The 13,053-nt window shown below is 63.4% G+C and carries 11 protein-coding genes; 10 read left to right on the top strand and 1 reads right to left on the bottom strand.

Annotation, left to right across the window (positions count from 1 at the left end; translation table 11 throughout):
* Positions 1 to 13: 13 nt before the first annotated feature.
* Complete coding sequence (locus tag MAIT1_RS11260; RefSeq protein WP_085442367.1) at positions 14 to 427, top strand: hypothetical protein; 414 nt, start codon at positions 14 to 16, stop codon at positions 425 to 427.
* A 355-nt stretch (positions 428 to 782) separates the two neighbouring features.
* Here MAIT1_RS11260 and MAIT1_RS11255 read toward each other — a convergent pair whose 3' ends face one another.
* The gene (locus tag MAIT1_RS11255) at positions 783 to 1,550 is read right to left on the bottom strand and encodes a PHP domain-containing protein (protein WP_085442366.1); all 768 of its coding nucleotides are present in this window, start codon (positions 1,548 to 1,550) and stop codon (positions 783 to 785) included.
* Positions 1,551 to 1,839: 289 nt separating this feature from the next.
* Here MAIT1_RS11255 and lsrF point away from each other — a divergent pair, with 289 nt between their 5' ends.
* The 9 genes from lsrF (at position 1,840) to MAIT1_RS11215 (ending at position 13,001) form a co-directional block, all read left to right on the top strand.
* Positions 1,840 to 2,721: a 3-hydroxy-5-phosphonooxypentane-2,4-dione thiolase gene (gene lsrF, locus MAIT1_RS11250; RefSeq protein ID WP_085442365.1), complete on the top strand. Its 882-nt coding sequence runs from the start codon at positions 1,840 to 1,842 to the stop codon at positions 2,719 to 2,721.
* Between the two features lie 19 nt (positions 2,722 to 2,740).
* A complete protein-coding gene (locus tag MAIT1_RS11245; protein WP_158089444.1) occupies positions 2,741 to 3,463 on the top strand; it encodes a ribulose-phosphate 3-epimerase in 723 nt (240 codons plus the stop codon).
* 61 nt (positions 3,464 to 3,524) lie between these two features.
* Positions 3,525 to 3,965: a class II aldolase/adducin family protein gene (locus tag MAIT1_RS22470; RefSeq protein WP_275531630.1), complete on the top strand. Its 441-nt coding sequence runs from the start codon at positions 3,525 to 3,527 to the stop codon at positions 3,963 to 3,965.
* The gene (locus MAIT1_RS11240) at positions 3,890 to 5,602 is read left to right on the top strand and encodes a bifunctional aldolase/short-chain dehydrogenase (protein WP_275531635.1); all 1,713 of its coding nucleotides are present in this window, start codon (positions 3,890 to 3,892) and stop codon (positions 5,600 to 5,602) included. Before MAIT1_RS22470 ends, MAIT1_RS11240 begins: the two co-directional genes overlap by 76 nt.
* Positions 5,603 to 5,643: 41 nt before the next feature.
* Complete coding sequence (locus MAIT1_RS11235) at positions 5,644 to 6,264, top strand: Uma2 family endonuclease (RefSeq protein ID WP_085442362.1); 621 nt, start codon at positions 5,644 to 5,646, stop codon at positions 6,262 to 6,264.
* Between the two features lie 65 nt (positions 6,265 to 6,329).
* Entirely contained in the window at positions 6,330 to 10,313 is a 3,984-nt protein-coding gene (locus MAIT1_RS11230) for a helicase associated domain-containing protein (RefSeq protein WP_085442361.1), read from the top strand.
* A gap of 225 nt (positions 10,314 to 10,538) precedes the next feature.
* The gene (locus tag MAIT1_RS11225; protein ID WP_085442360.1) at positions 10,539 to 11,006 is read left to right on the top strand and encodes an ATP-dependent zinc protease family protein; all 468 of its coding nucleotides are present in this window, start codon (positions 10,539 to 10,541) and stop codon (positions 11,004 to 11,006) included.
* A gap of 18 nt (positions 11,007 to 11,024) precedes the next feature.
* Positions 11,025 to 11,957: a 30S ribosomal protein S6--L-glutamate ligase gene (gene rimK, locus MAIT1_RS11220; protein ID WP_085442359.1), complete on the top strand. Its 933-nt coding sequence runs from the start codon at positions 11,025 to 11,027 to the stop codon at positions 11,955 to 11,957.
* A gap of 75 nt (positions 11,958 to 12,032) precedes the next feature.
* The gene (locus MAIT1_RS11215; protein ID WP_198947866.1) at positions 12,033 to 13,001 is read left to right on the top strand and encodes a succinylglutamate desuccinylase/aspartoacylase family protein; all 969 of its coding nucleotides are present in this window, start codon (positions 12,033 to 12,035) and stop codon (positions 12,999 to 13,001) included.
* The last annotated feature ends 52 nt before the right edge of the window (positions 13,002 to 13,053 follow it).

The following is a 13,053-nucleotide window of genomic DNA, read 5'->3' as shown; positions in this document are numbered from 1 at the left end:
TCAGGAGAGACCCATGCGAATTTCCACGCTTTCCGCGCTGGCCCTGGCCGCCATGATGCTGGGCGCCTCAGTGCAATCGGCCCAAGCCGCTTGTGACAGCAGCGAATGCTATAAGACTGACGCCAACCGCTACTTCACCCGCTACAAGGCCGATCAAACCACCCTGGAGCAGGAGAAGAAGCAGTTTGAAGAGGAGTTGCAGCGCAAAACTCTGCGGCTGCAAGCTATGGAGCGCACCATCGCCCTGTTCCGCAGCGTGGCGGAGATCTATGACAAGTGCAGCGAAAAGGGCAAAGTCGATCTATTGGACATGAATAACCAGATCCGCCTTATGCGCTTCAAATCGCTGCGCGACGCACAACTGAGCCAACGCTACATCAGCAACGCCGAAGCGGCGTTCAAACGCGCCCAAGCGGAGTGCCGCTAAACGCCTCTTGAGACATGCGCAACACAACAAAAAAGCGCGCCCGAAAACTACGTCGTCGTCGTCGTACGTACGTACGTACGTACGTACGGTACGTACGGTACGGACGGTCCGGTACGGTACGGTACGTACGTACGTACGTACGTACGTACGTACGTACGTACGTACGTAACGTTACGTAGTTAGTACGTACGTACGTACGTACGTACGTAACGTACGTACGTACGTACGTACGTACGTACGTACGTACGACGACACGACGAACGAACGAACGAACGAACGAACGACCGACGACGACGCGCGCGCTTTTTTGGTTGAGAGATTCCAAACGCGCGGGCGGCCAATGGAGGAAGAGCCCTTAGCGCAGAGGCGAATCCACACTGGCCAACAGCGCTTCGCGGGCTTGACGCAAGCCTGCGCGGGCGCCGCCCATGCCTTTGGGCGCATGGGCGTTGGAGCCCGGCGCCACACGCGCATCATGCTTGGCGCACATCAGCAAAAAGCGCTCGGCGTCGTCGTGGTAGGCGGGATTCCACTCCAGCGCGATCTCATGCCGGGCCGCCTCGGCGATCACTTCGTCGAGCAACGCGTCCGGGAACGGTTTGCGATAGCGATTGCTCAATCCGCCCGGATGGGCGATGGCGTCCAGTTGCGGGTTGCGCGCCAGCCCCATCAAAGCGCGATACTCCAGTTCAATCACGCGATACGGGTCCAGCTCCAGCCCCATGTCATACAGCCAGCCCACATCAGGGAACACATGCACCGCGCCAAGAATGAAGTCACACGCCTCAGGCTGCGACTCGCCCCAATCCAGGCCGCCATCATAGTCGGCCGCCGGGACCTCCACGCCAACGCCCAGCTGCAGACGCCCGGCGCAGACCCTCTTCAGATGCGACATCTCGTCACAATAGCGCGCAAACCAACCGGGCCCAGCGGTCAGATCGGTCTCGGTGTGCTCGGTCACCGCCACGTGGGTTAAGCCAATTTGCAGCGCGCGCTCAACAATCGCCGTCAAGTCGCTCTTGCCATCGGAGTAGTCAGAGTGGACATGGCACTCCCAGTCGGGAACGCCATGACTTAACAGCTCTTCAACCGTGGGAAAACGCCATTTATGGGTGCTTTTCATAGACTGACTCGATACTGGATATTTTTCGGAATAATTCTCATTACAGTGAGTTTTTCGACCCCATCATAGAACACGCCCCGAATAATCTGAAGTTGAAAATGGAAAAATCACCCAATTGGCGCCCTGATGCTACCGGCCCGACAACGGTTTCAGGACGCTCCAACGATTGTGCGCGCTGCCGCGCTTTGCTAGGATGCGCAGCGAATGAAAAAACTGAATCGTGCGAGATAACCGCCAATCCGGCGCCGCTCGCCGCATCCCGCGTCATCATTTTCAAGGAGACCCCCCCATGGCGGATACCGATGGCATCCAGGCGAGTAAGGAGTACTATCTGGATCGTCCCCAAACCAATCCCACGTTCGGCCTGAAAGGGTGTGGCGCGCTGGATTGGGGCATGCAGAATCGCCTCTCCAACATTTTCCGCCCGGAGACCGGCCGCACGGTGATGCTGGCGGTGGACCACGGCTACTTCATGGGTCCCACCACCGGTTTGGAGCGCATCGACCAGACGATCGTTCCGCTGCTGCCCTACTCCGACACGCTGATGTGCACCCGCGGCGTGCTGCGCAGCATGACCCCTTCGACTTATAGTAAAGGCGTGGTGATGCGCGCCAGCGGCGGCCCCAGCATCCTCAAGGAGCTCTCCAACGAGCAGATCGCCGTGAATGTGGAAGACGCGCTGCGCATGAACTGCTCGGCCATGGCGGTGCAGGTGTTCATCGGCGGCGAGTTCGAGAGCCAGTCGATCCACAACCTGACCCGTCTGATCGACGAAGGCATGCGCTACGGCATGCCGGTGCTGGGCGTGACCGCAGTGGGCAAAGAGCTGACCCGCGATGCGCAATACATGCGTCTGGCCACCCGCATCATCGCCGAGCTGGGCGCCGCCTATGTGAAGACCTACTTCGTTGAGAAGGACTTCGAGTCGGTGACCGCCTCCTGCCCGGTGCCCATCGTCATCGCCGGCGGCAAGAAGCAGCCGGAAAAAGACGCCTTGGCCATGGCCGCCAAAGCGATCAAACAGGGCGCCTCGGGGGTGGACATGGGCCGCAACATCTTCCAGTCCGAAGCCCCCAAAGCGATGATCCAGGCGGTCAACAAGGTGGTGCATGAGAACATGTCCGCCAAGCACGCCTACGAGCTGTACAAAGACCTCAAAGCGCAAGGCTAACCCCAGACGGAGCGCCGTCATGCACAACAACTGGGCCTTTTCTCAATTGAAGCAGGCGGCGCCCAATATCAGCGCCGGCATCGTCTCCGCCGATTTCATGCATTTGGCGGAGGCGACGTCGGAACTGTCGGCGGCGGGCGTAGCGGCTTTGCACTTTGATGTGATGGATGGCTGCTTCACCCCGCAGATGACCGGCGGTCCGCCGTGGGTCAAAGGGATCCGTCACGAAAATATGGTCAAGGACGTCCACCTGATGATCCGCGACCCCCTCACCCGCCTGCCAGAGTATGTCGCCGCAGGCGCCGACGTCATTACCCTGCATGCAGAGATGAATGGCGACCTGGGCTCGGCGCTGGATTTCATCCACGGCGCGCAAAACGCCAACGATTCGCAGCGCGGCGTGATGTGCGGCCTGGCGCTGTTCCCGGAGACGCCGCTCACCGCGCTGGAGAAGCATCTGGACCAGTGCCAGATGCTGGTGTTGCTGGCGGTGGACCCCCGCGCCGGAGCCAAACAGCCGCCGTTGGAGATGATCGCCGAACGCGCCCGCGCAGCGCGACAGCTGCTCAACAGCGCCGACCATGAAACGCTGCTGTGCGTGGATGGCGGGGTCAAGGTGGAGAACATTGACGCCTTTGCCGCCATGCAGCCGGACCTGGTGGTCAGCGGCAGCGCCCTGTTCAAAGGCGGCGCTCCACAGCAGACCGCGCAAACCATGCTCAAAGGCTTGGCCCGCGCGTAAGCGTTTTCCATGCCTATCTTTCTTGATTGATTGATTGACTTTTTTGCCAGGACCCTCCCGTATGAAGAATCTTTGGAACGAGACCGACGCCGCTCAGGTTGTCACCGAGTATGGCGCGACCTATGGGGAGTCCCTGGCCCTGTGCGTTTACGGCAGCCGCCTGCTGGGCGCAGACCCGCAGCTGGTGCTGCATGGCGGCGGCAACACCTCCGTGAAAGGCAAGCGCGACGACCTGTTGGGACGCAGCGTGCAAACACTGTTTGTCAAAGGCTCCGGCTGCGATCTGGCCACCATCGCGCCGGCGCAAATGTCACCGCTGGAGCTGGCCCCGCTGCGCGAGTTGATTCAACTGGACGCGCTGGACGACGGCGCCATGGCGGATTTTCTGCGCAGCAAACTGCTGGACGCCAACGCCCCCGCCCCTCCATCGAGACCCTGCTACACGCCTTCATTCCGCAACCGTGCCTGTTCCACAGCCACGCCGATGCGATTCTGGCGTTGAGCAACCGCCCCGACGGCGAAGAGCAGATCCGCAAAGCCCTGGGCGACGATGTGATCATTCTGCCTTACGTGCATCCAGGTTTTGCGCTCTCCAAGGCCGCCGCCGAGGCCTTCGTCGAGCACTCCACCGCGCGCGGCATGGTGCTGCTGCGCCATGGTTTGATCACTTGGGGCCCCAGCGCCAAGGCCGCCTACAACACCCACATCGAGTTCGTCAATCTGGCCGAAGGGTATCTTGAGCGCACGCGCCCGGCAACGCCGACAGGCGCCGCCCCCAGCGTCGAACAGGCGCAAGCCGCCTACCGCGCCTGGGCCCCGACCCTGCGCGGCAAACTGGCGACGCCGTCGGGCCGTGACGACATCGCCTGGAAGCGGGCGATTCTGCGCCCGATCATCGACGACGCCACCCTGGCGCTGCTCAACAGCCCGGTCGCCCGCGAACTGCTGGTCACCCCGCCGCTGACCTCGGATCACTTGATCCGCACCAAAATGCTGCCGCTGTGGGTGGATACGCCGGATCAACTGGATGCGGCGCTGGACAACTACATCGCCGCCTATGGCGACTATTGCGACGCCAACTGGGGCCGCACCGCCGCCGATACGCCGCGCTTCGACCCTCTGCCCCGCGTCATCCTCTGCCCCAGCATCGGCGCCGTGTGCGTGGGCCCCGACGCCCCGGCGGCGGACATCGCCCGCGACATCACCGCGCAGACTCTGGCGGTGAAGGCGACCATCGGCGAACCGGCTGAGTACGAAGGTCTGAGCGCCGAGCAGTGCTTCGACATGGAGTACTTCCCGCTGCAACTGGCCAAGCTGCGCAAACAGAGCGAATCGCCGTTACGTCGCCATGTGGCGGTGATCACCGGCGCAGCGGGGGCCATTGGCGCGGGCATTTGCCGCTATCTGCTGGAGCAGGGCTGCCATGTGGCCGCCACCGATCTGCCAGGCGACGGACTGGACTCCCTCACCGCCGAATTGGCCGGACGCTTCGGCGCCCGCGCGCTGGGCGTGCCACTGGACGTGACCAGCCCCGAGGGCATCGCCGAGGCGTACGGTCAGATTATCGACGCCTGGGGCGGCATCGATCTGGTGATCATCAACGCCGGTCTGGCCCACGTCTCCACCCTCAAGGAGATGGATCTGGCGCGCTTTCAGTTATTGGAGAAGGTCAATGTGGAGGGCACGCTGAATCTGCTCACCGCCTCGGCCAAACTGTTCGAGCAGCAGAACACCGGCGGCGACGTGGTGCTGATCTCCACCAAGAACGTGTTTGCGCCGGGCGCCGGGTTTGGCGCCTACAGCGCCACCAAGGCCGCTTCGCACCAGTTGGCGCGCATTGCGGTGGTGGAGATGGCGGGCATGGACGTGCGGGTGAATATGGTGGCGCCCGACGCGGTGTTCTCCGATGGCGCGCGCAAATCGGGTCTGTGGCAGGAGGTGGGGCCGGATCGCATGAAAGCGCGCGGCTTGACCGAGGATGGGTTGGAGGAGTATTACCGCAATCGCAACCTGCTCAAAGCGCGGGTGACGGCGGACCATGTGGCCCATGGGGTGTATTACTTCGCCACCCGTCAGTCGCCCACCACGGGGGCGACGATTCCGGTGGATGGCGGCCTGCCCGACGCCACGCCGCGTTGATGGCTCAAGGCCAAGCGCTCACCGCTTAAAGGAGGCTTCCGATGGCTGTGACAAAGCGAAGAGAACACGCGCTGATCAGCGAATCGGAGTACCTGGAAGGCGAGCAGGTGAGTGACATTCGGCATGAGTATGTCGCCGGCGAGGTCTACGCCATGGTGGGCGGCAAAGTGAACCACGTGCTCATTGCCGGTAATGTATCCGGTGAGTTGCGCGCGCGGCTGAAAGATCAGGACTGTATGGTTTTCCAGTCTGATATGAAGCTGCGCACCGCAGAGGGGAGTTTTCGCTACCCGGATGTGATGGTGGTGTGTGAGGACGACACACAGAGCGATCTCTACCGCCAGGCGCCGGTGATCATCGTGGAGGTGCTCTCCAGCGCCACCCGAAAAGTAGACCAAACCAGCAAACTGCGTGAATACACGCAGATTCCCTCGCTGCAAGCGTATCTGCTCATTGAGCAGGATTGCGTGGATGTGGAGGTGATGCGGCGCAGCAACGGCTGGCGCTCGGAGCACTTCTTCCTGGGCGACGCGGTCGAGTTTCCCTCCCTGGGGGTGTCGGTCCCGGTGGAGGAGATCTATGCGCGGGTGCAAAACGCCGATGTTGACGCCTATCTCAAAGCGCAGCAGGACGCCGAACAGAGCGAGCAAGAACAAGAATAGACCATTTGGGCGCAGCGTACGCGCCATGACGCCGTGATCAATCGCGCTGAAGGAATCGCGCCTCTATGGGACCGGACATCCCACAACGCCTACGCCCCTATCTTGACCAGGGGCTCCTCCACAAACTGGGAAGCTTTTCCCAGTTCGAACAGCGCCTTGCGGCCATCGAAGACCAACGCGACCGGGATGAGTTGCTGGCGCTGATGGCGCAAGGGTGGTGGGCCACCCGCCGCCTGACCTTCTTCAAGCACTATTATCCCGCCGCCAATCTACCGGAACACGTGGCGCGCCGTTACGGGCTGGATCCGCGCGACCCGCTCCCCTGTGACGGCATCCTGGAGACCGTGGCCCACGGCGCGTTTGGCGTTCAAGTTCTGTTTCAGCCGGAGCGCAAAGCCCTGACGCCGAAGATGCTGGCGGGACGCTTCGACGCGCCCCTGCCCGGCGGCCTGCGCCCGCTGCTCATCAGCAATGCGCCAACGCCCAACAAACTGGGCGAGTTCGCCCCGGCGTGCGGCCTGCGCGCGGCGCAATTCGATGCGCTGACAGAAGCCGATTTCAACGCCCTGCGCGCCTGGATTCTCACCGGCGCGCCGCCGCCGCCCATGCGCTATCAGCCGCCTGCAGCGCTGTCGGCGGCGTGGCGCGCGGTGGGCGAGAGCCTGCCGCCGTGCGAGCAGTTCACCCTCACCCTGCCGCCGGGCGCCTGCGAAACGCTGCTGTTGCCGACGCTGATCGAAGGCGCGGGGGCGCAATCCACCGTGCTGCTCGCCGCGCCTTCGGTGGGGCGTCTGGCCAGCGCGCTGGAGCACTGGAGTCGTCACGCCAGCAGCGCCGCCTTCGGCTGCCTGCTGTTCGATGACCAACAGAGCCCCAAACCGGCGTCGGATCACCCCCAACTCCGCCCCTGGGAGCTGCCCTATCCCACCACAGGGGATGGCGAAGAGATCGCCCACTTTACCCAGTGGCGTTTCCACGGCGTCAAAGTGCTGCTCGCCGCCCACAGCGCCCTGCCTGCGCTGCTACCCCTATTGGGCGCAAGCCGCATTGATCGCGCCATCGTGCTGGAGGCGCACAAAGCTGCGGGCAAACGCGGCGAGTGGCTGCAAGCGCTGCGGGATGACGAGCTGTGGCGCCCCCGCCGCACCATTCATCTGACCCAATCGCCCACCCTCAGCGACATCGCCCGCCACGACCCGTTTGGCGACCCCAAGCCGGTGTATGACATCACCGAGGAGCCGGAGCGCTTCGGCCCGGTGCGGCCCCTGATGGAGATCAAGGACGCCGTGGCCGCCAAACTGGCGCGCAAACCGCGCATCTGCGTTGCGGTGCTGGTGGCGCCTGCGCGACAGCCGGATCAAGATCCTGACCAGCGCATTCGTCAGGGGTTGTGGCGCGCCGCGGCGCATCTGCTCAAACGCGCCGCGCCGCAGCGGACGATCAGCTATCACCCGGCGCCCAATCAGGCGCAGGCGTTCTTCAGCGACGCCGACGGCAACCCGCAGAGTCAGCGCGACGGCTTCGCCATCCATGTTGTGCAAGGGCGTTGGCCTGCGGCAAAGCGCGAAGAGAGCTGGCAAGCGTTTCACCGCTTCGCCCCGGCGCTGATGGCGGGCGCCCGCGCGCCGCTTAAGGGCGAGCCCACCCCGCCCATGGATGCGGCGCTGATTCTGCCCGACTGTCGCGGTAAGCTGGATATGCGTCACGCGCTGGGACCGCTGATGGCCCCACACCCGCTGGACCCGTCGCCGCAAGTGGTGATTCCCCTGCTGTTCCATGAAGGTTTTGGCCCCGACGGCCTGCCTGCAGGCGAACCGCTGGGGCTGATGGAGCTGGCGGAGATGATTCAATCCCTGCGCGGCCTACTGCCGGAGGTGGACGCCGCCCTGCGCGAGATTCGCCTGCGCCAGGGCTTGCGCCCCGCCGTTTCTGACAAGCCATTGGATTGCGCGCCGCTGTGGCGGGTCATCGAACTGACCGTCATCGCCCAGGAGGACGCCCCCATCCGCCAACGCATCGGCAAAATGCTGATGGATCTGTTGGGCGGCGAGTGGGATCGCCTGTTCGGCCTGCTGGCGGCCTACCGCAAACACAGCGGCAGTTGGGACCCGCCCGACGACTGGGAACCGGCGCCGGAACTGGCGGCGTGGGTGAAGAAACAGCGCAAGGCCCACGACAATGGCGTGCTGCCGCCGGAGCGCCTGCGCGCCCTGGACGCCCTGGGCTTCGATTGGGACCCCGCCGAAACGCAATGGTGGGCGCACTACGCCCAGTTGCAGGCGTTCAAAACGCAATTTGGCCATGATGAAACGCCCGATGAGTGGCCGCAAAATCCCGATCTGCCCGCCTGGGTGCGCGCCCAGCGCCGCGCCGGCATGCTGGACAAGCTGCCCGAGACGCATCGGCAAGCGCTGGACGCCATCGACTTTGTATGGGATCTGAAGGCCGCCTACTGGAACGCCAGTTGTGATCAACTGGGGCGGATTCACGCCCAGTTCGGCGCCGAAGAGCCCCCCATTTCGCCGCATCAGAACGCCGACCTGTTCGCCTGGATCACCCAGCAGCGCCGCGACTTCGCCCGTGGCAAGCTCAACCCGGAGCAGATTGCGCGCCTGGACGCCATCGGCTTCATTTGGGATCCCGAGGAGCACGCCTGGCAGAAGATGTTCGACGCCCTGGCGCGCAACGCCGCGCTGACCCGCGCCACCGAACCCGACCCACAGCGCCAGCCGCAATTGGCGCAGTGGGTGGACGCGCAGCGCAAACTGCATGACCGCGACAAACTGGCCCCGCAGCGCAAGGCGCAACTGGATCTGCTGTGCCTGGACTGGGATCCCGAAGAGACCGCCTGGCAGGGCATGTTCGAAGCGCTGGCCAAAAACGCCGCCCTCACCCGCGCCGCCGAGCCCGACCCGGAGCAACAGCCGCAACTGGCGCAGTGGGCCGAAGAGCAGCGCAAACTGCACAATCGCGGCAAACTCCCCGAGGCGCGCAAACAGCAACTGGATCTGCTCTGTTTCGATTGGGACCCCGAACAGAGCGCGTGGCGCGCCCAGTACGCCGCCGCTCAGGCTCTGGTCAACGCCACTGGCGCGCTGCTGCCCGACGCGAGCGACCCCGCACAGGCGGAACTGGCGCAGTGGCTTGACGCCCAACGCAAACTCTTTGCCCGCGGCAAACTGGCCGAGGAGCGCGCCGCCGCCCTGGGCGCCCTGGGGATCATTTGGGACGCCAAAGAGGCCGAGTGGCGCCGCCAGTTCGAGTCGCTGCGCCGCTTCCAGGCCACCCATCAGCACTGTCACGTCCCCACCGACTGGGCCGAAGACCCGGAACTGGCCAAGTGGGTCGCCGGCCAACGCCGTCTGCACAAGCGCGAGGCGCTGCCTCAGGAGCACTTTGACGCGCTCACGGCCATCGGCTTCCTGTGGGACGCCCAGGCGGTCTACTGGGAGGAGATGTTCCTGCAACTGGCTGAGTACAAACTGCGCCATGGCCACTGCAACGTCTCCGAGGAGGATCCCGACCACGGCGAACTGGGTTGGTGGGTGGAAGCCCAGCGCAAGAGCCATCGCAACGGCTCCCTCGGGGAAGATCGCGGCAAACGTCTGCACGCCATGGGCTTTGTGTGGGATCCCATGCAGGTGGTGTGGGAGGAGCGCTTCGCCGATTTGGAGCGGTTCCGCGCCCGCTTCGGACACTGCATCGTGCCCAATAACTGGGGCGAAGACGCCGAACTGGCCCGCTGGGTGCAGATTCAGCGCAACGCCGCGGCCAAGAATCTCCTCGCCCCAGCCAACCGCGAGCGATTGGCCGCCATCGGCTTTGAGTTCGACCCCCAAGCCGCCCAGGCCGAAGAGTGGTTCTTCCACCTGGCCCAGTTCCAGTTCCGCTTCGGCCACTGCAACGTGCCGGTGAACTGGCCGGAGAACCCGCAGTTGGGCTTGTGGGTGCAGTTCCAGCGCCAGACCTTCGCCCAGGGCCGTATGGAGCCGCAACGGGCGCAGCGGTTGCAAAACATGGGCTTCAATTGGCAGGATCCGGGCGCGTAAACGTCGCCTCTGCGCCCACACCGGCCCCTCATCCACCCGCTCTGCGTCAATTTCCTCTCTTGTATTCAAGCGTGCAACATGAGACCGTTTTTTCAGGGGGTTTCTGGGATGCCAGAGTGAGTCAAGCGCGCCGAGGCGCCACGACGACGCGCAAATTGAGACGCATCCCCTGGGAGTCTCCCTCTCTGCTTCAAGCGGCTGTACGGTGTGAAAACGAGGGAACCCATGGCCTCAGGCAAAAAGAAAAAGTATAGCAAACGGCTCATTATCGGTTGGCGGGAGTGGGTCACTCTGCCTGAGTTCGGCGGGCTGCAGATGAAAGCCAAAATCGACTCCGGCGCGCGCACCTCCTCCCTGCATGCGTTTCACATTCGTGAAATGCTCATCGATGGCGCGCCTTGGGTCAGTTTTGATATCCACCCCTTCCAGAATAATCGCCACCATGCCCACGCCTGTCTGGCGCAGGTGATCGACCGTCGCAAGGTGCGCAGCTCCAATGGCAAACAGGAGATGCGCTACGTCATCGAATCCACCCTCTCCCTCGGCGGCGACAGCTGGCCGGTGGAGATCACCCTGGCCAACCGGGATGAGATGGGCTTCCGCCTGCTGCTGGGGCGCACCGCCCTGCGCAAACGCTTTTTAATTCATTGCGGCCGATCCTATCTGGTCAGCGTACCACCCGCCTCTCATTGACGCCCAGGAGCCGTCGTTATGAAAATCATCATGCTCGCCCGCAATCCCAGCCTCTACAGCCACGAGCGTCTGGTGGAAGCCGCCGAGGCCCGTGGCCACACCATCGATGTGGTCAACACGCTGCGCTGCTTCGTCAATATCACCTCCCACCGCCCCACCGTCTACTTTGGCGAACGTGCGCTAACCGGGTATGACGCCGTTATTCCCCGCATTGGCGCCTCCATCACCTTCTATGGATCCGCCATTTTGCGCCAATTCGAAATGATGGGCGTGTACCCATTGAATGAATCGGTCTCCATCGGCCGCTCGCGCGACAAACTGCGCTCGCTGCAACTGATGGCGCGCGATGGCATCGGCCTGCCGGTGACCGCATTCGCCCACGACAGCAAAATGACCGAAGAGATCATCGCAAGCGTGGGCGGCGCGCCGGTGGTAATCAAGCTCCTGGAGGGCACCCAAGGCATTGGCGTGGTGCTGGGCGAGACCCATAAGTCCGCCAAATCGGTGATTGAGGCGTTCCGCGGCGCCAACGTCAACATCATGGTGCAGGAGTTCATCAAGGAGGCCGGCTCCACCGACATCCGCGCGCTGGTGATCGACGGCAAAGTGGTCGCCGCCATGAAACGCACCGGCGCAGAGGGGGAGTTCCGCTCCAATCTGCATCGCGGCGGCAGCGCCCTGCCCATCAAGATCACCCCCGAAGAGCGCAGCACCGCCATTCGCGCCGCCAAGTGCATGGGACTCAATGTCTGTGGCGTGGATATGCTGCGCTCCAATCACGGTCCGGTGGTGATGGAGGTCAACTCCTCACCCGGCCTGGAAGGCGTGGAGAAGGCGACCAATATTGATGTCGCTGGCAAAATCATAGAATTTCTCGAAAAGAAGGTAATTACCAGCGAAGACAAGAGCACCGCCAAGCGCTCGGCCACACGCACCAAAGGCAAAGGCTAACCCATGGCCGCCCCTCCGTTCCACATCAACGGACTTGACATTGCGCCTGGAACATCGCAAACCGTTGAGTTGCCAATGGGGGCCTTCTCCGACCATACCCGCGCCACATTGCCGGTGCATGTGGCCCATGGCCGCACGCCGGGCCCGGCCATGTTTCTCACCGCCGCCGTGCATGGCAATGAGATCATCGGCGTCGAGGTGATTCGCCGTGTGCTGCGCTTAAAAGGGCTCAAACGTCTGCGCGGCACGCTGCTCTGCGTGCCCATTGTGAATATCTTCGGCTTCATCAGTCAGAACCGCTATCTGCCCGACCGTCGCGATCTCAACCGCAGCTTCCCCGGCAGCCCCACAGGATCCTTGGCCGGGCAGATGGCCCACCTCCTCCTCAATGAGGTGATTACCCGCTGCGACTATGGCATCGACCTGCACTCCGCTGCGATTCATCGCTCCAACCTGCCGCAAATCCGCATGGCCGAGGGCGACCCGGAGTTGATCGAATTGGCCAAAGCGTTCTCTCCGCCTCTGATCATGCAGGCCAAATTGCGCAAAGGCTCCATGCGCGAGGCCGCCCAGGAGAAGGGGGTGAAGGTTCTGCTCTATGAGGCGGGCGAAGCGCTGCGTTTTGATGAATTCAGCGTACGGGTCGGTCTGCGCGGCGTCCTCGGCGTCATGCGCCATCTGGGCATGCTGCCGCAACAGAAAAGCGCGCCCAAGCGCACGCCCCCCCTGGTTTCTCACAAGAGCATCTGGGTGCGCGCGCCATCGGCGGGACTGCTGCGGGCGTACCGCACCCGCGGCGAGGTCATTGAGGCGGGCCAACTGCTGGGAATTATATCCGATCCTCTGGGCGACTCCGAGTGGGAGGTGATTAGCCCTCAGGCTGGAATTATCATTGGCCGCAGTGAGTTGCCAGTGATCAACCAGGGCGATGCGCTGTTCCACGTAGCCGAGATTGCGCGCCCCGTGGCCGCAGAGGGCGCGGTGGAGAATTTGGAGAGTGAAATCAGCAGCGACCCGCTGTTCGATGAGGACGAAATCCTTTAACTAGGCGCCCCCTTCCCCCCGTCAGCAAGGTGCTCTCGGCGACCAAGTTGGC

Source organism: Magnetofaba australis IT-1 (assembly GCF_002109495.1).
GTDB lineage: Bacteria > Pseudomonadota > Magnetococcia > Magnetococcales > Magnetococcaceae > Magnetofaba > Magnetofaba australis.
Note: the sequence above shows the minus strand (reverse complement) of the source record. Positions and strands in the feature narration are given on the sequence as shown.